Source organism: Aeromonas veronii (genome assembly GCF_040215105.1).
GTDB lineage: Bacteria > Pseudomonadota > Gammaproteobacteria > Enterobacterales > Aeromonadaceae > Aeromonas > Aeromonas veronii_G.
The window spans coordinates 1,979,472-1,997,344 of sequence record NZ_CP157875.1; the positions used below are offsets into that span (position 1 = coordinate 1,979,472).

The 17,873-nt window shown below is 59.1% G+C and carries 11 protein-coding genes; 8 read left to right on the top strand and 3 right to left on the bottom strand.

What is annotated here, in order from left to right:
* Nucleotides 1-453: 453 nt before the first annotated feature.
* The 4 genes from ABNP46_RS09110 (at nt 454) to ABNP46_RS09125 (ending at nt 5,966) form a co-directional block, all read left to right on the top strand.
* Nucleotides 454-1,917, top strand: a complete 1,464-nt coding sequence (locus ABNP46_RS09110) for an amidohydrolase family protein (protein WP_349922072.1) — start codon at nt 454-456, stop codon at nt 1,915-1,917.
* A 96-nt stretch (nt 1,918-2,013) separates the two neighbouring features.
* Nucleotides 2,014-3,432 carry an MFS transporter gene (locus tag ABNP46_RS09115; RefSeq protein ID WP_349922073.1) on the top strand — a complete coding sequence of 473 codons (1,419 nt, stop codon included), beginning with the start codon at nt 2,014-2,016 and terminating at the stop codon, nt 3,430-3,432.
* Nucleotides 3,433-3,765: 333 nt separating this feature from the next.
* Nucleotides 3,766-5,112: a protein kinase gene (locus tag ABNP46_RS09120; RefSeq protein WP_349922074.1), complete on the top strand. Its 1,347-nt coding sequence runs from the start codon at nt 3,766-3,768 to the stop codon at nt 5,110-5,112.
* A gap of 206 nt (nt 5,113-5,318) precedes the next feature.
* Entirely contained in the window at nt 5,319-5,966 is a 648-nt protein-coding gene (locus ABNP46_RS09125; RefSeq protein ID WP_349922075.1) for a thiopurine S-methyltransferase, read from the top strand.
* Nucleotides 5,967-6,241: 275 nt separating this feature from the next.
* Here the strand turns inward: ABNP46_RS09125 and ABNP46_RS09130 are convergent, their stop codons facing one another.
* Complete coding sequence (locus ABNP46_RS09130) at nt 6,242-9,016, bottom strand: insulinase family protein (RefSeq protein ID WP_349922076.1); 2,775 nt, start codon at nt 9,014-9,016, stop codon at nt 6,242-6,244.
* 161 nt (nt 9,017-9,177) lie between these two features.
* Here ABNP46_RS09130 and sixA point away from each other — a divergent pair, with 161 nt between their 5' ends.
* The 3 genes from sixA to ABNP46_RS09145 all read left to right on the top strand — a co-directional run bounded on the left by sixA (nt 9,178) and on the right by ABNP46_RS09145 (nt 11,116).
* Nucleotides 9,178-9,645 carry a phosphohistidine phosphatase SixA gene (sixA, locus tag ABNP46_RS09135; protein ID WP_349922077.1) on the top strand — a complete coding sequence of 156 codons (468 nt, stop codon included), beginning with the start codon at nt 9,178-9,180 and terminating at the stop codon, nt 9,643-9,645.
* A 133-nt stretch (nt 9,646-9,778) separates the two neighbouring features.
* A complete protein-coding gene (locus ABNP46_RS09140; RefSeq protein ID WP_349922445.1) occupies nt 9,779-9,985 on the top strand; it encodes a DUF1107 domain-containing protein in 207 nt (68 codons plus the stop codon).
* 210 nt (nt 9,986-10,195) lie between these two features.
* The gene (locus tag ABNP46_RS09145; protein ID WP_349922078.1) at nt 10,196-11,116 is read left to right on the top strand and encodes a DMT family transporter; all 921 of its coding nucleotides are present in this window, start codon (nt 10,196-10,198) and stop codon (nt 11,114-11,116) included.
* 59 nt (nt 11,117-11,175) lie between these two features.
* Here ABNP46_RS09145 and ABNP46_RS09150 read toward each other — a convergent pair whose 3' ends face one another.
* Nucleotides 11,176-12,792 carry a peptide ABC transporter substrate-binding protein gene (locus ABNP46_RS09150; RefSeq protein ID WP_349922079.1) on the bottom strand — a complete coding sequence of 539 codons (1,617 nt, stop codon included), beginning with the start codon at nt 12,790-12,792 and terminating at the stop codon, nt 11,176-11,178.
* Between the two features lie 373 nt (nt 12,793-13,165).
* Between ABNP46_RS09150 and fbp the strand changes: the two genes are divergently transcribed.
* Complete coding sequence (gene fbp, locus ABNP46_RS09155) at nt 13,166-14,200, top strand: class 1 fructose-bisphosphatase (protein WP_349922080.1); 1,035 nt, start codon at nt 13,166-13,168, stop codon at nt 14,198-14,200.
* Between the two features lie 198 nt (nt 14,201-14,398).
* Here the strand turns inward: fbp and mfd are convergent, their stop codons facing one another.
* Complete coding sequence (gene mfd / locus ABNP46_RS09160) at nt 14,399-17,854, bottom strand: transcription-repair coupling factor (RefSeq protein ID WP_349922447.1); 3,456 nt, start codon at nt 17,852-17,854, stop codon at nt 14,399-14,401.
* Nucleotides 17,855-17,873 lie beyond the last annotated feature (19 nt).

Sequence of the window (17,873 nt, forward strand, 5' to 3'; positions counted from 1 at the left end):
AGAGGGGTGGGCAAGCGATACGCAAGCAGCAATCCTATGTGTCCTTAGGGCCCGGGTGAGCGACCGCTGCGGGCACAGGGTATCTCCAAGGCAGGTTTATTCCAGACAAGCCATCCCCTTGGTGAATGCCTTGCGCCATTCAATGAGGCAGATGAACCTTCTCTCAAAATATTCCTCCATATGCATGGGATCACGGCCTGCGTGATTGAACCGTATCACCGTTACCTTTATTCAACCTTGGCCGGATTGAGCAATATCTTGTCCGGATTGTCCACTGACACTTGAATAGAGTGTTTTTATAATTTCACCATGAGATTGAAGGATGAATTCCTGATGATGCTCAGATAGGGAACCATTCATCTTTAAAACATTTTACTGTGGTGATGGTGTTAAAAATAAAAACACTGGTTGCAATGTGACTTTTAATATTTTCTGGATTAATGAAGGTACTGTATGAATCAGCATAAGAAAGTTATTCGGGGTGGTGTCTTTATCACTATGGATAAGGCCATGGGTGATATCCATAATGGTGCGTTGTTGATTGAGGGAAACCTCATTAAAGGCGTGAGTCGAAACCCCCATGAATTTGACAGTCACGAAGATGCGGAGTTTATTGATGCCGATGGTGCCATCGTCATGCCTGGGATGGTCGATGCTCATCGCCATAACTGGATGTCTCTTTTCCGTGGGGTGTCGACAGAAGAGTCCTTGCCGGCTTTTCTGATCAATACGTTTTACGCTTTCGGTGGTGTGCTTACCGCAGACAACATGTATGCCGCCGTGCTTGGCGGTAACGTGAGTGCTCTCAATGCGGGTACAACCACTGTGTATGAGATCAATGACTGTGTGAATACTCCTGATCATGCGGTGAATGCGATCCAGGCCATGAAGGATAGCGGTATTCGTGGCATCTATGCCTATGGCATGCAGGTATATGATTTCAAACCAGCCGGTTATAAATCCATGAAAGATCGCCTGGATAATGCGAAAGATATTTCGAAAACCAAGTTCAATGGTCAAGATCGCCTGAAAATGGGGATGCTCATTTCTGACTTGGGTACCGTTGATTTCGAGTCGACAGTCAAACAGATCAATCTGATTGACGAGCTGGGAATAAAATGTGTTTCTCACACGGGGGCGGCGAAAACATCGGTACTACTGCGTGGCCTGCGAGAACTGGATGATCACGGTCTGTTGCGCCCGGGCCACCTGCATGCACACAGTAATGGATTAACCGGTGAAGACTGGAAACTGATTGCAAAGACAGGTGGGTATGTCGTCAGTACACCGTCCAGTGAATTGCAAATGGGGATGGGGTTCCTGCCCTATCGGCCTTGCGTCGAACATAATATTCCCTTTGGTCTGGGGACCGACCTGACGGGGGTAACGACTGACGATCTGTTCACCCAGCTGAATATTGCATTGCAAATTGAGCGAGCCCTGGCCAATGACAAGGTTCACCAGCGTGACACCATGCCATTCGTCATTACGCCAACCGTGCGTGAAGCACTCCATTGGGCCACTCTGGGCAGTGCTGAGGTAATGGGAATGGAGAATGAGATCGGCTCATTAACCATAGATAAAAAAGCCGACATTATTATCATTCGCCATCATGAAGGCTTCTCTTCGACAATGAATGTGGCTGGCAGTGTTGCGCAAATGACGAAGAGTAGCGATGTCGATACCGTTATCGCTGACGGCATGATCCGTAAACGCCATGGCCAGCTCGTCGGGTATGATTTGGAAAAAATTGAGAGCCTGTCACAGACCGCCTTTGAAGAGCTCTCCATCAAAGCGAAGTCATTTGTGACTTTGTCAGCGGATGAAATTGAACAGTTCTTCCGTCTGGCCGAGCGCAAGGCGTCTTACCACTTTGCACAGGCATATGGTGGTGATTTCTTCGATCAAGCAATGTAACAAACATCAAGTGAAATGAAGCAACCGCCATTAAGGATATTTAATGGCGGTTGTTTTATGTGAGCTTATCAAGCAACCGACAGTTCGGATTAAAAAATGACTTGTGACACATTTGAAAAGCCAGAGAAACAGGTTGAATCACCCTATCTAATGTTGATGGTATTGATGATAGGAACCTTTTCTGGTTTGTTTGGCGAAACAGCATTGAATATGGCGCTGCCCACGCTCATGGACGAGTTTTCGATTACTGCGGGTATTGCACAGTGGTTGGTGACTGGCTATCTATTGACCTTGGCCATCTTCATGCCTGTTTCGGCCATTTTAACTAAATGGTTCAATACGAGAAGCCTTATTCTAAACGCAATCCTAATCTCCTTCATTGGGTGCGTGATCGCCACTGTTGCGACCAGCATCATCACGCTAATGATTGGCCGTATTGTGCATGCGATAGGTACAGCCATCATTCTACCCGTACTCATCAATGCCGCCTTGGTTACCTTTCCTAAAATAAAGCATGCTGCCATCATGGGGTTCGTTGGCATCGCAATCACGCTTGCTCCCGCTATTGGGCCTACATTGTCTGGCGTCATAATTACATTCGTGAACTGGCGAGCCATCTTTATAATCAGTGCTTTGCTTTATATGATGATATTCATGATGACTCTGAGTGTCGTGGAGAACATCGGTGACATCAGCAAGCCTGAGGTAGATGTGATCTCTATTGCGCTATCAGCATTGGGGTTTGGTGGGGTCGTTTTCAGCCTGTCCATCATGGCAGAAACGCCCTTGCTGTCGCCAACGCTCTGGTTACCAATGATGCTGGGGATTACCAGTCTCATCCTGTTTGCATGGCGGCAAGGGCGCATTACATTGCCCATGATAAACTTTCGTGTTTTTAACCAACGTGAGTTCTCAATAGGATTATTCATGATGATGTTAAGCATCATGAGTGTGCTGGCCACAGCGATAGTGTTGCCCATTTATTTTATGAATGTTTTAAAGCTGGAGGCAGCATTGGCAGGCATGTTCCTTCTTCCTGGAAATATTGCAAATGTCGTGTTGTCACCCATTGTTGGAAACTTGTATCACCGCTATGACACCAGAGTATTTACCGTCATGGGAGCTGTATTTATTCTATTGAGTGCCGCAATTTTCCTCGGTGTCGTCAATGAGTCCACATCAGCATGGAAGATCAGCATCGCATTTACCTGCCTCTGCTGCGGGGTGACCTGCATTATCATGCCTGCTCAAACGACGGCGCTGAGTGCCTTATCCAAAACACTCTATGCGGATGGTTCGTCGGTGTGGAACACGCTATATCAGGTATCGGGAGCCATTGGCTCTGCGGTTTCTGTGACCTTGATGTCTCAAGTTACCGATAAGTTGCTGGTGAGTGGCGGGGATATCAGTGAAACCGCGGCCCTGTCCCAGGGGGTTCATGCTGTCTTTTACTTCATATTGTTGATCGGGGCGTTATCGCTATATCTGGCATTCAAACTTAGAAAGCCGGATTGACCAAGCAGTAGGCAGAGGGGCGTTATCTGACCTTGAACGATATTTTCGGTTGTCATTGTTTGCCCCTCTTTTAACCGTGAGATTCAGCGCCAGGGTTCTGGTGTTTCAGATAATCAATGTCAGTCCGTGGCAAGCAGCTGGACGTTAAAGGAGTCGTGCATTCCAATCAGGTTGCTTGCAACATGATCCGCCAGTGGCGTAACAAACCAGAAGATCTCTGGCGCCAGTTCTTTATAATGCCCCTCTTTTCATGGCTGCCGGGCCAAGGCCCGGTGGTGCAGATGGCCTGCTTCATCACGACGGATAATTGGCCACCCCGAAAGAGACATTGCCATGCATACCCTGGAACAGCTGCGCGCAGGCTCCTTGAACGGCGCCCGTCACCTCAAGCTCTCTGAAAACCTGGCGGTTTTCCCCCCCGAGATCTTGAGCCTCAAAGAGACACTGGAGGTGCTGGATCTCACCGGCAACCAGTTAAGTGAGCTGCCTGATGAGCTGGCCGAGTGCAAGAAGCTTCGCATCATCTTCTGCTCCGAGAACCGCTTCACCGAACTGCCCGAGGTGTTGGGGAACTGCCCCGAGCTCTCCATGGTGGGCTTCAAGGCCAACCGGATTGAAGTGGTCTCCCCCAAGTCGCTGCCCGCGAAGCTGCGCTGGCTGATCCTGACCGACAACGCCATCGAGCGCCTGCCGGACGAACTGGGTCAGTGCACCTCCTTGCAAAAACTGATGCTGGCGGGCAATCGCCTGACCGAGCTGCCCGCGAGCCTCGCCCACTGCCAGCGCCTCGAGCTGCTGCGCATCGCCGCGAATCGGATTACGGCATTCCCCGCCTGGCTGCTCGCCTTGCCGCGCCTCGCCTGGCTCGCCTACGCGGGCAATCCTTTCGCCGAGGAGTGGGAGCCGAAGAGGGCAAACGTGGTTGCCGACATTCCCTGGCAGGAGCTCGAGCTGGGCGCCCTGCTGGGGCAGGGGGCGTCCGGCGCCATTCACCGTGCGACCTGGCGCCCCGCAGTGGGCCAGCCAGTGGCATTGGCCCTCAAGCTGTTCAAGGGGGCGGTGACTAGCGACGGCCTGCCGGCGGCCGAGATGAAGGCCGCCTTGGCGGCGGGTCAGCATGCGGCGCTCATCGGGGTGCTGGGGCGGGTGGATGATCACCCCTCCGGGATCCCGGCGCTCGGGATGACGCTGGTCAGCCCTCACATGCAGAACCTGGCGGGGCCGCCGAGCCTTGATTCCTGCACCCGGGACATCTACCCGGAGGGGCTCGCACTCTCGTTGTCGGCGGCGCTCGCCATGGTCAGGAACGTCGCCTCGGCCGCCGCCCATCTGCACCGGTTGGGGGTGATGCACGGGGATCTCTACGGTCACAACCTGCTCCATGATGGGGAGGGGGCCGTGCTGCTCGGGGATTTCGGCGCCGCCTCCTGCTATCCGCTGGCAGACGCCGTGCTGGCTGCCGCGCTGGAGCGGCTGGAGGTGCGCGCCTTCGGCTGCCTGCTCGAAGAGCTGCTGGCCCTGTGCCCGGCGAAAGCCGCCGAGTGCGAGTCGCTCCATCGACTGGCGAACGAATGCCAGCGCCCGGAGGTGGTCTTGCGACCGAGCTTTGCCGAGATTGGCTCCCGGCTTGACGATGCGCTGTGTTCGTTGCGCACCGAGAGGGCGCCGCTGATGGGATAAACGACTGCGGGATCTGAGTCCTGACGGTATTGTGTCGCAAGGTGGCAAATGGGTAGTCAAAGGAACCTGTTAAAGTGATTTGGATGCATATTTTATGTTGTTGACGATGGCCGTTATGAAATGGCCAAGACAGGGTCGACAGGGCTTGCACCGCCCCGGTGAAGTTGTGATATTGATGCATCATTGCAGATGGCGAGAGGATGAGGATGGAAGCGGCATTTTGGCATCAGAAGTGGGAAGAGAACCGGATAGGCTTCCATCAGGCGGACGTCAACCCCTGGCTGCCGGTCGGCTGGTCCGCCGGGCAAGAAGAGGAGACCGTGCTGGTGCCCCTGTGCGGCAAGTCCAGCGACATGCTCTGGCTGAGTGGCCAGGGCCATCCCGTTGATGGCTTCGAGCTCTCCGAGCTTGCCATCGAGCAGTTCTTCAGTGAAAACCGGCTGACCGAGACGGTGACCGAGGTCGGTCCCTATCGCTGCCATCAACATGAGCGCCTGCGCATCCATCAGGGGGATTTTTTTGCGGCCCCCGCCCTCGGGCGCCAGTACCGACTGGCCTATGACAGGGCGGCGCTCATCGCGCTGCCGACCGCCATGCGCCGGGAGTATGCCCAGTTGATGAGCCGCCTGATGGTGCCAGGCGGGCAGATCCTGCTGGTGACCCTGGAGTATCAGCCGGAGCAGCAGAAGCAGCCGCCGTTCTCGGTGGGGGAGATGGAGGTTCGCCATCTGTTCGAGCGGGACTTTGCGGTGGAGGTGCTGGGCCGGGCCAGCGAACAGGAGCACCCCAGGGTGATCTCGGGTCAGCTCTCCTATTTTGACGAGGTAGCCTACCGGCTGACGCGCCGGGGCTAGGGACCCCTTGGTGAGGAGCGTGAGACTCTTTTTACCTCCTTTGATGTAGATCAACGTGGTGGACAGAGGCTCTGTCTAAGATGGCTCTGTTTCTCAATCACTGTCAGGTTTCGGTCGGCGCGCTCTGGTTTCATCGCCTGACCTGTCATCGGCTCAGTGTCTGATTTTCACGCTCATGTTCACTTTGGCGGCCCAGGTCGCAATTGCTAATGGTTTTTCCAGCCGACCCCCAGGGGTCGGCTTTTTATTATCGGCGGCGTGGTGAGAAGAGGCGGTTACGCCTCGAAGGTGGCGGCGGCGAGACGAAATGCTCTGGGATCGTCGATGAGCTGGCCGGTGATCCGATCGTCGTGCTCATGGCCCTGGCCATAACTGCAGAGGATCAGCCTGTCCGAGGTACGGGAGCGCAACTGGGTGATGAAGCGCACCAGATCGGCGCGGCTGAGGTTGCCCACCTCCTCGCAGACCCGTTCCCGCTGATCGAAGCCGAGATCCTTGTTGCCAATGCTGACCCAGAGCCGCTGGCCGCGGCTGCGCAGGTTGGCATCCCGCTCGCTGAGCTGGGCCTGCAGGCCCGCCTTGCTCTCCTGCCACTGCTGCTCGGTAAACTCCAGCATGGCGATGGGGAAGAGGTCGATGAACTCCTCCACCGCGTCCAGCAGGATCTGCGGCCCCGCCACCGGCGACTGGATATAGAAGATGAGGCCGGGGTGGCGATTGAGGGGAAGGTTGCCGGCCCCCACCACGTAACCGAGCTGCTGACGGGTGCGCAGCTCGTGGAAGAAGGTGGAGGACATGATGTGGTTGGCCAGGGTGAAGCAGGCGAGATCCCGCGCCCGCACGGTGCGGGACTGGTAGTAGACCAGCAGCGCCGAGTCTTCATGCTCGCAACCCTGCTCGCGAATGAGGGTGCCCCTGTCCTGGATGGAGATGAGGGGGCGGCGGGTCTCGGCGCTGGGCTGGCTGTTGTCGCCCAAGTGGCGCTCCAGCAGGGCGGCGAGATCCAGCGCCTCGCCCACGTCCCAGTCCCCGTGCACCAGGGTCTCCACGTGTACCTTGGCGAACAGCTGGGCGACGAACTCGGGCATCTCGCCAAGCTCGATGGTGCGCAGGTGGCGCAACAACTGCTCGAACGGCGGATTGTTGGGCTGCAGCAGGCTGGTGAGCTGGTTGAACAGCTGGGAGATGGGGCGGGTCTTGGACTGGTTCTCCCAGTTGCGGATGAGTTGCTCTTTTATCTCGGCAAAGCGGGCCGGATCCGGGTAACCCAAGGTGCGATTGCTGAGGATCATGTCGAGCAGCAGGGGCTGTTTGTCGGCAAAGCCGCTCATGTTGATGGTAAAGCCCCCCTGGTGGGCATAGATCTGGTAGCCGAGCCCGGCGAGCTCCGCCGGGTAGGTAAGGGCATTGAGGTGATCCTGAAGCAGTTCCACCGCGAGGCGGGCCATGGCGATGTGGCGTGGGTTCTTCACCGCATGTTCGCTGTCGATGGAGATATAAAGGTTGCCCTTGGGGACCCCGAACAGGTGCTCGTGCAGATGCCAGAGTCGAAAACCCGGTCTGTCCACCAGGCAGGCGGGCATGTCGGCAGGCAAGGGGGGCGTGCGCGCATCCAGCCGGCTGCTGATGAAGGGGTTGGGGGCGGGCAGATGCAGATTGGAGTCCGGTTTGCTCTGCTGCCAACGGACTTTCAGCGCCTCCGGAATGGGGGCGACGCTATAGGGGGTCTGATACCAGCGGGCGAGGCGATCGGTATTCACCTCCGGTGCCTGCACCGTCATGCGCAGGTTGTGGGGGGTGAGCTTGGCGAGGAAGCGGCGCAGCAGCGCCTCGTCATATTCGCGCATCATGTAGTCGCCGTAGAGCAGATCGGCCGGGGCGTAACTGAAGAGATTCAGCACCAGGCCGGAGGCGGTGTCCAGTGCCCGGCCTCGCTCCTGGAAGCGGAAGGCGGACTCCAGCACGCTGCGCTTCTCGTCGTAACGCCAGGCCTCCAGGCCATCGCGCTCGATGAGTTTCAGGTAGCCGAACAGCGCCTCGATGATCTCGTTCACGTGCTCGAGACCGAGGGGCGTGAGGCCAAAGCTCACCCCGAAATCCTTGAAGTTGCTGCCGCTGACCCCGCCGCCGGCGGCGAGCTGATTGACCCAGCCCTTGCCCTTGAGGAGGGAGAGCAGGCTGCCATCCCCTTCGTAGCCGATAAGGTGGCTCAGGAAGGTGAGGGGCTTCTTGTCGTAGTAGGCATCCACGCTCGGCAAGGGGAAGGTCAGCGCCAGCTTGCGGGTCTCCTTGACCGGTTTTATCTGGATGCGGATGCCGAGATCCTCGAGGCGATAGAGGGGGACCGACAGGGTCGGCTCGCCGAGGTTGCGATCCTGAATGGGGCCGAAGTAGTGCTCACACCAGCCGAGCTGGGTCTCGATGGGGGCGGGGGAGATCATCACCAGCGCCATGCGATCCGCACTGTAGTGAGATTCGTAGAAAGCAACGAGATCGGATCTCAGATCCCGGCCGGGCAGATCGGCCAGGGTATCGAGGTTGCCCACCGAAAATTTGGAGAAAGGGTGGGCCGGATTGACGGTCTCTTTATGTACCTGATAGCTGCGGCGCACATCGTCTTGCAACTTGAGGCGGTATTCGGAGTCCACCGCGTTGCGTTCCTTGTCGACCCATTCGGTGGCGAAGGTGGGGCAGATGAAGAACTGGGAGAAGCGATGGAGCCCTGCCTCGAAGAAGCCGTTGTCGATGTCGAAGAAGAAGTTGGTGAACTCGGTTCCGGTCCAGGCGTTGTTGCTGCCTCCGTGACGACTCATGAACTGCTGATATTCACCGGGCTTGGGATAGGTCTGGGTGCCGAGAAACAGCATGTGCTCGAGGAAGTGGGCCATCCCCTGGCGGTCGGCGGGATCATCGAAATGACCGGTGTTGACGGCCAGGGAGGCGGCGGACTTGTCGGTATCGGGATCGCAGATCAGCAGGACCCTGAGCCGGTTTGCCAGCTCCAGATAGTGATACCGCCTATGGTCGTTGGGACTGGCATGTGGGCTCATGAGGGCTGACTCGCGGTGAATTTATTTGAATTTAAACATGATTATCGACGCCGCTATCTCACGAGGCAAACCCTTTTCTGAGAGGTAGCGCAATTGTTTCCCCCGGCACGGCGGGGTAAGATCCCCCCGCTATTTAAACAGGCCCCCTGGGCGAGGTTGTAATGAAGATCTACATCATGCGTCATGGCCAGGCTGGCATGAATGCAAAAACGGATGAACAGCGTCCCCTGACCGAACAAGGCCGTGACGAGTCCATTCATATGGCTCGCTGGCTGGCTCCCCAATTGACGGGCCCCTTGAGTCTGGCCATTCATAGCAACTATCTGAGGGCCAGGCAGACCTGGCAGGCCATCGCTCCCGAGCTGCCAAAGGCGCAGAGCGTCGAAGAGAGTGGCGATATCACCCCTTACGGGGATCCGGCCATGGTGGCGAGCTATCTCACCGCCCTGGCGAGCCGCCATGACAACATTCTGATGGTCAGCCATCTGCCGCTGGTGGGTTATCTGGTGCAGAGCCTCTGTCCGGCGGCGGGGGCGCCCATGTTTGCCACCTCCGGCATGGCCTGTATCGAGTGGCAAGATGACAAGGGGGTATTGCTCTGGCTGGAAGGGCCGCATACAATACGATAAAAGTTAACAATAAGTTACAGAATGGTTTTTTAGGGAAGAGATGGGCGATTTTTCCGGTATTTTATATAAATTTAACGGAATTATTTCGCAGGAGCTGCTGTCATACGGATACAACTGCAAGAGGTTGCAAACGATGAGAGTGTTCAAGAAATACCTGCCGCTGATGGTGGCAAAACATGTCAAAACTTTCTTCAAGGGACGGATATACATCCACGGCAGGGGGCGCTTCGATTTCCAGTCGGGCCTGTTATTGATGCCAATGGCGGCCGACATTCCCCATCGCCAGACGGTGCTCGAGGTCAACGAGTTGATCTCGAGGCTGCATATGGATGCGGCGTGACAGACACGCCCGGATAGGTTCCCCCTCATGCCCGCCCTCGTGCGGGCATGATTGTTTAAAGCTCCCCGAAAACGCCGTTTTGAAAATCGCTGTGGCAATTTTGTTACCAGCTGTCGATGACTTTTTGCGCAGCCGATGATGGTGCTTGCTTATCCTGTTTGCCTCTCTATACTCCCGCAAAATACCCGCTGTCTTGTTCTGGATTTAGCGATGCCACTTGCCTTCTTGTTTCCCTTCTCCTGCATGGCCATCTGGGCCGGCAACAGCATTGTCAGCAAGCTGGCGGTGGGCGTGCTCTCACCGGCGGCCCTGGCCTGGTCGCGCTGGGTGGTGGCGGCCATCATCCTGACCCCCTTCCTGGCCCATCGCGCCTGGCGCGAGCGCGTGCGGCTGAAAGCCGGTTTCTACAAGCTTGCCATGCTGGCCCTGCTCGGCATGGTGCTGAACCAGAGCTTCGGTTATTACGCCGCCCAGACCCTGGGGGCCACCGAGATAGGCCTCATGATGGGGCTGACACCGTTGATGACGGTGATGCTCAGCATCTGGCTGCTGCACGAACGCCCGACCTGGGGGGCCCTGCTCGGCGGCGTTATCTCCATCTTCGGGCTGACCATCTTGCTCGGGCAGGGGGATCCCGCTCGCATGTTCACTCAGGGCATTCACATCGGCTACATCTACATGCTGTTGTCGGCGGCTACCTATGCGCTCTACAGCGTGCTGCTCAAGCGCTGGGATCTGGGGCTGAGCAGCTGGACCCTGTTCTACGGCCAGGTGCTGTGCAGCCTCCTGTTCCTCACCCCCTTCTACCTGCTGGTGGACGGACAATGGCCGGATCATCGCGCCCTCTGGCTCATCCTCTATGCGGGGATCCCGACCTCGGCGCTCTCGCCCTGGCTCTGGATACAAGGGATTGCCCTGCTCGGGGCGAGCCGCACCGCCATCTTCATGAACCTGCTGCCGGTGATGACGGCGGCCCTGGCCATCAGCTGGCTCGGGGAGCGGCTCACCAGCTACCACCTGATCGGCGGCGGCATGACGCTGGTGGGGGTCTTGCTGGCGCAGTTGCTGGTCAAGCCGGTGATCTTGCGGCGCCGTACCCGGCTGGCCATGGCGGGTTGCCCCGACGACTGAAACCCCGGTAGAAAGAAAAAAGACCGCCAACAGGCGGTCTTTTTGGTTTTGTGGCCGGCTCACTGGGCCGTCAGATAGAGGTCTTTGGAATAGACCAGATCCTGCGGGTTGTGATAGGGGTAGCCCTTGACGAAGGGCTTGAGCAGCCGGGATTTCACATAGAAATAGACCGGGGCTATGGGGGCTTCGGCATCGATCAGGGCTTCCGCCTGCTGGTAGAGGCGATTGCGCTCGGCCGCGTCCTGGGAGTCATGCGCCTTGGCCAGCAGGGCGTCATATTGCGGGTTGTGCCACTTGCCGCTGTTGGCGCTGCTGCTGGAGGTCATGATGTCGAGGAAGGTGGAGGCGTCGTTGTAGTCCCCGTTCCAGGAGTAGCGGCTCACCCCGAAGTCTCCCTCGTTCAGGGTCGACACCATGGTCTTCCACTCCATGTTGTTGAGCTCGGCCCTGACCCCCAGGTTGTGTTTCCACATGGAGGCAATGGCCAGGGCAATCTTCTTGTGTCCCTCGTTGGTGTTGTAGAGGATGTCCACGTCCAGCGGCTTGCCCGGGCCATAGCCGGCTTCGTTCAGCAGGGTCTTGGCCTCCTTGATCCGCGCCTCCTTGCTCATCAGTTCGCTGGCCGGTTGCTTGAGTTCAAACCCGTCCACGCTCGGCGGCGTCAGGCTGAAGGCGGAGAGCTGCCCCTGTCCCAGGATCTTCTCGGTGATGGTATCCCGGTCGATGGCCAAGGAGAGCGCCTTGCGCACCTTGGGGTTGTCGAAGGGTTTGCGCTGGGTGTTGAACACATAGTAATAGGTGGCAAGCACGGGCACGTTGACCAGCTCTTGCGGGCTCTGGCTCTTGATCTGCTTGTACTGCTCCAGCGGATAGCTGGTGTAGTGCACCTCGCTCGCCCGGTAGCGGTTGAAGGCGGCGGTATCGGAGATGATTTCCAGATAGATCACCTTGTTCAGCACGGTATGCTGATTGTCCCAGTAGTGGACGTTGCGCTCGGAGATGAGCCGCTCGTTCGGGGTCCACTCTTTGAGCACGAAGGCGCCGTTGGAGACGATGTTGCCCGGTTTGACCCACTCGTTGCCGTACTTCTCGATGGTCGCCTTCGGCGCCGGGAAGGTGGTGTAGTGGGAGAGGGTCTTCAGGAAGAAGGGGACCGGGTTTTTCAGGGTGATCTGCAGGGTGTGGTCATCCAGGGCCTTGATGCCGAGGGCATCGGGTTTGGCCTTGCCTTGCACCACCTCGCTGGCGTGGGTGACCCCGGTCAGTTCGATGAACCAGGCGTAGTTGGAGGCGTTCTTGGGATCCGCCGCCCGCTGCCAGCCATAGACATAGTCCGCCGCCGTGACTGGCTCGCCGTTTGACCACTTGGCGTCGGGTCTGAGCTTGAAGGTATAAATGGTGCCCGTGGGGTCGAGCTCATAGCTGATGGCCCCGGCGGGTTGCAGCTTGCCATCCCCGTCCAGGGTGTAGAGTCCCTCGAACAGATCGTTGACGATCTCGCTGCCCGCGCTCTCCTCCACCATCTGGGGATCGATGGAGGCGGGCTCGGTGCCGATGTTGCGCACGAAGGTCTGCTGGGCTGCGGGGAGGAGCTGGGTGCCGGCAGGCACCTGGGCCGCCAGGGCGGGGAGGGAGATCAGGGCGGCAACCGTGCCGGCAATGAGTGTCCTTTTCATTGAATATCCTTATGTTTTTTTGCTTCCAAAGCCAAGCCAGTGTGCGGGATTGAGCCCCAGATCTCAAGGAGGGATTGGAGGGTGTCATGGACCTGTTCCCGAATGGGGAGGGGCCGGAGAACGGAGGCAACAGGGGTTGGATTATTGTTACGAATTAAGGTGGCGAAAGAGGTCGGTTGACGCCCTTTTTTCCCCAGTATGACGCCATTTTCTGGCGTGAACTGGCGAGACAATCACCGCCTTAATTCGCTGCAAAAACAAAAAACAGACGTTACATTAGGTTACAAAACAACGCAGCCGAGGATCGGCACTTTTTTTGCTGATGCTTGCAAACGTTTTCAAGGCCAACGGAAACGATCCTAAAGGAAGAAGAATGCGAAACATGATCACCATGGGCGAGTTCATCGTCAAAAAGCAGGCGGACTACCCGACCGCAACCGGCGAGCTGACCTCCTTGCTCAGCTCCATCCGCCTGGCTGCCAAGGTGGTGAACCGGGAGATCAACAAGGCGGGGCTGGCGGACATCATCGGCTCCATGGGAGCCGAAAACGTGCAGGGTGAGGTGCAGCAGAAGCTGGACGTCTACGCCAACGAGCGCTTCAAGGCGGCGCTGGAAGCCCGGGGCGAGGTGTGCGGCATGGCCTCCGAAGAGGAAGAGGACTTCGTCTCCTTCGATTCCGAGCTCTCCCGCCACTCCAAGTACGTGGTGCTGATAGACCCCCTCGACGGCTCTTCCAACATCGACGTCAACGTCTCGGTCGGGACCATCTTCTCCATCTACCGCCGGGTGAGCACGCCGGGGGGCGGGGTGACCCTGGAGGACTTCCTGCAGCCGGGCAACCGTCAGGTTGCCGCCGGTTACGTGGTCTATGGCTCCTCCACCATGCTGGTCTACACCACGGGCTTCGGGGTCAACGGCTTCACCTATGACCCGTCCATCGGCTGCTTCTGCCTCTCCCACGAGAACATCCGCATCCCGGAGGAGGGCAAGATCTACTCCATCAACGAGGGCAACTACATCAAGTTCCCGGACGGGGTGAAGAAGTACCTGAAATATTGCCAGGAGCGGGACGAGGCGACCCACAGACCCTACACCTCCCGCTACATCGGCTCCCTGGTGTCGGATTTCCACCGCAACCTGCTCAAGGGCGGCATCTACATCTATCCGTCCGGCACCAACTCCCCGAACGGCAAGCTGCGCCTGCTCTACGAGTGCAACCCCATGGCGTTTCTGGTGGAGCAGGCTGGTGGCAAGGCCTCCGACGGCTTTGGCCGCATCATGGACATCCAGCCCACCGCCCTGCACCAGCGCACGCCCTACTTCGTTGGTTCTACCAAGATGGTGGACAGGGCCGAGGCCTTCATGCGGGAGTTTTCCGCCCACGAGGATCCGGCCAATCAGGGATGAATGGCTCGCAGGGCACTGGCAACCCAAGGGGGCCAGGCATGACGAGCAGGATAGACAGATAAAAAACGGGAGCCTCAGGGCTCCCGTTTTGTTGGAGTGGTGTCATGGATGGCCGCGCGATGAGTGGTCTGGCGTACTGACTGACTCAATGGCATTGTGCCAGCCAACACTGCTTGTCAAACCAGCCAGCGGGGCTCATCAGGGCAGGGCGTGCTTGGCCAAGTCCGCCAGCAGGGAATCCACCAGTTTCAGCCGCATGGCCCTCTCCTGGTTTGGCACCTGGAAGCGCAGGCGGGTCGGTCCATCCATTTTATAGATACGTGGCTGCTCGGAGAGCAGCTTGACCAGATAGGTCGGATTGACCTTGGTGTCCTGACTGAAGTCGAGGTAGCCACCGCGATCGCTCATCTCTACCCGGCGGATGCCAAGGGCCGTGGCCCGCTGGCGGAAGGCGGCTATCTCCATCAGTGTCTTGGTCGCCTCCGGCAGCAGGCCGAAGCGGTCGATGAGCTCCACTTTGAGCTCCCGCAGCTCCTGCTCGTCCCGGCTGCTGGCGATGCGCTTGTACATGGAGAGACGCATGTTGACGTCCGGAATGTAGTCGTCCGGCAACAGGGCGGGCAGGCGCAGCTCCACCTCGGTGTGCTGGCTCATCAGCTGATCCAGGGAGGGCTCCTTGCCATGTTTGAGCGCCTCCACCGCCTGCTCAAGCAGCTCCATGTAGAGGGTGAAGCCGATGGATTCGATCTGGCCGCTCTGATCGTCCCCGAGCAGCTCGCCCGCGCCGCGGATCTCCAGATCGTGGGTGGCGAGCGCAAAGCCTGCCCCGAGATCTTCGAGCGATGCGATGGCGTCGAGCCGCTTGGCGGCGTCCTTGGTCATCAGCTTGGGATGGGGGGTGAGTAGATAGGCGTAGGCCTGGTGATGGGAGCGGCCGACCCGGCCCCGCAACTGGTGCAACTGGGCTAGGCCCAGATGATCCGCCCGGTCCATGATGATGGTGTTGGCGCTCGGCACGTCGATGCCGGTCTCGATGATGGTGGTGCACACCAGCAGGTTGAAGCGCTGATGGTAGAAATCCGACATCACCCGCTCGAGCTCCCGCTCGCGCATCTGGCCGTGGGCGATGCCGATGCGCGCCTCCGGTACCAGGGTGGCGAGATCCGCCGCACACTGCTCAATACTCTCCACGTCGTTGTGCAGGTAATAAACCTGACCGCCCCGTTTCAATTCCCGCAGCACCGCCTCCCGGGTGACCGCCGGCTCCTGCTGGCGCACGAAGGTCTTGATGGCGAGCCGCTTGGCGGGCGGGGTGGCGATGATGGAGAGATCCCGCATGCCGGACATGGCCATGTTGAGGGTACGCGGGATCGGGGTTGCGGTGAGGGTGAGGATGTCCACGTCGGCGCGCAGCGCCTTGATCTTCTCCTTCTGGCGTACCCCGAATCTGTGCTCCTCATCGACGATGAGCAGGCCCAGATCCTTGAAGGTGAGGTCGGACCCCAGCAGTTTGTGGGTGCCGATGATGATGTCCACCTTACCTTCCGCCAGCTCCTTGAGCACGGCGGTCTGCTCCTTGGCGGAGCGGAAACGGCTCAGCACCTCGACCCGCACCGGCCAGTTCGCGAAGCGATCCCGGAAGTTGTCGTAGTGCTGTTGGGCCAAGAGGGTGGTCGGCACCAGCACGGCCACCTGCTTACCGCCGTGTACCGCCACGAAGGCCGCCCGCATCGCCACTTCGGTCTTGCCAAAGCCCACGTCGCCGCACACCAGGCGGTCCATGCTCTTGGCCTGGCACATGTCGCCGAGCACCGCATTGATGGCGTTGAGCTGATCTTCGGTCTCCTCGAACGGGAAACCGGCGGCAAACTGGCGATAGGCCTCTTTGTCGTGCTTGAAGGCAAAGCCGTGGCGGGCCGCCCGCATGGCGTAGACGTCGAGCAGCTCCGCCGCCACGTCGCGGATTTTCTCCGCCGCCTTGCGCCGTGCCTTGGTCCAGGCCTCGCCGCCGAGCTTGTGGCTCGGCGGGTTGTCCGAGCCGGTGTAGCGGCTGATGAGGTGCAAGTTGGTGACCGGCACGAACAGCTTGTCGCCGCCCGCGTACTCCAGGGTCAGGAACTCGGTGGGCAGGCCGCCGGCGTCGATGGTCTCGAGGCCAAGGTAGCGGCCGACCCCGTGATCCAGGTGCACCACGGGCTGACCCTGGGTCAGTTCGCCGAGGTTGCGAATGACCGCATCGGAGCTTAAGTTCTTGCTCTTGTCCCGGGTGCGGCGGCTTCGGATCTTGCCGCCGAGCAGCTCGGTCTCGGTGATGAGGGCGAGCTCCTCCTGTCCCGGCTCGCGCAGCAGGAAGCCTCGCTCCAGCGGGCAGACCAGCAGGCCATGGCGCGCGGTGCTGGCCACGAAGGCTTCAAGGGAGGTGAACTCCCTGGGCTGCACGCTGATACGTGCCAGCAAGTCACCCAGCACCTCCCGTCGTCCCTCGGACTCCACGGAGAACAGGGTGCGGCCCCCAAAGCCTTGCAGGAACTGGCCCAGTGCCAGCAGGGGCTGTTCCTTGCTGTGATCGAGCTGCAAATCCGGCAGGGGAGCCGTGGCCAGGTTGTGCTGACCGGCGCTGCCGTCGGTGGCGTCGGCCTGCAGCCGCACGGCGCCATAGTCCCCGAGCGCCGCAAACAGCTGCTCCACCGGCAGATAGATCTGCTGGGGCCGCAGCAAGGGACGGGTGTTATCCCAGCGTCTGTCCTCATAGCGCTGACCGATGTCGTTCCAGAAGCGCTGGGCGGCAGGATAAATCTCTCCCACCGTGAGCAGCAGGGTGTTGCCTGGCAGATGGTCGAACAGGCTGGCGGTCTCGTTGAAGAAGAGCGGCAGGTAATATTCGATGCCGGCGGGCCAGCGCCCCTTGCTCACCTCCTGATAGATGGAGCCCTCGGCGCGGGAGATCTCGAACTGCTCCCGGTATTGGCCGCGAAACAGCTCGATGGCCCCCTCGTCGGTGGGAAACTCCCGGGCGGGCAGCAGGCTCACCGACTTGACCGGCTCGCTGGAGCGCTGGGTCTCGGGATCAAACGGGCGGATGGAGTCCACCTCATCGTCGAAGAAGTCGATGCGATAGGGGCTGTTGCTGCCCATGGGGAAGAGGTCCAGCAGGGAGCCGCGGGCGGCGAACTCGCCGTGCTCCAGCACCTGTTCCACCGCCACATACCCCGCCTCGGCCAGACGCCCGCGCAACTGCTGCAGGTTGAGGCGCTGGCCCGCCTTGACCAGCAGGCTGTACTTGTCCAGATAGACCCGGGGGGCACAGCGCAGCATCAGGGTGGAGATGGGGACGATCAGCACGCCGCTGCTCATCTGCGGCAGCTTGTAGAGGGTCTCGAGGCGCTGGGAGATGATGTCCTGATGGGGGGAGAAGGTGTCGTAGGGCAGGGTCTCCCAGTCCGGGAACAGCAGCACGGGGCAGCCCTTGTCAGCCAGCAGATACTGCAGTTCCTGTTCGAGGCGCAGGGCGCTCGGGGTATCGGCGGTGACCAGCAGAACGGGGCGATCCGATTGCTGGGTGAGACGGGCGGCGACCAGTGCCAGGCTGCTGCCGACCAGCTGGCCAAGGGTGATCTTCTGGCCCGCTTTGGCGGGCAAGGCGGGGATTGTCATTGGCATCGTTCGATTCTTT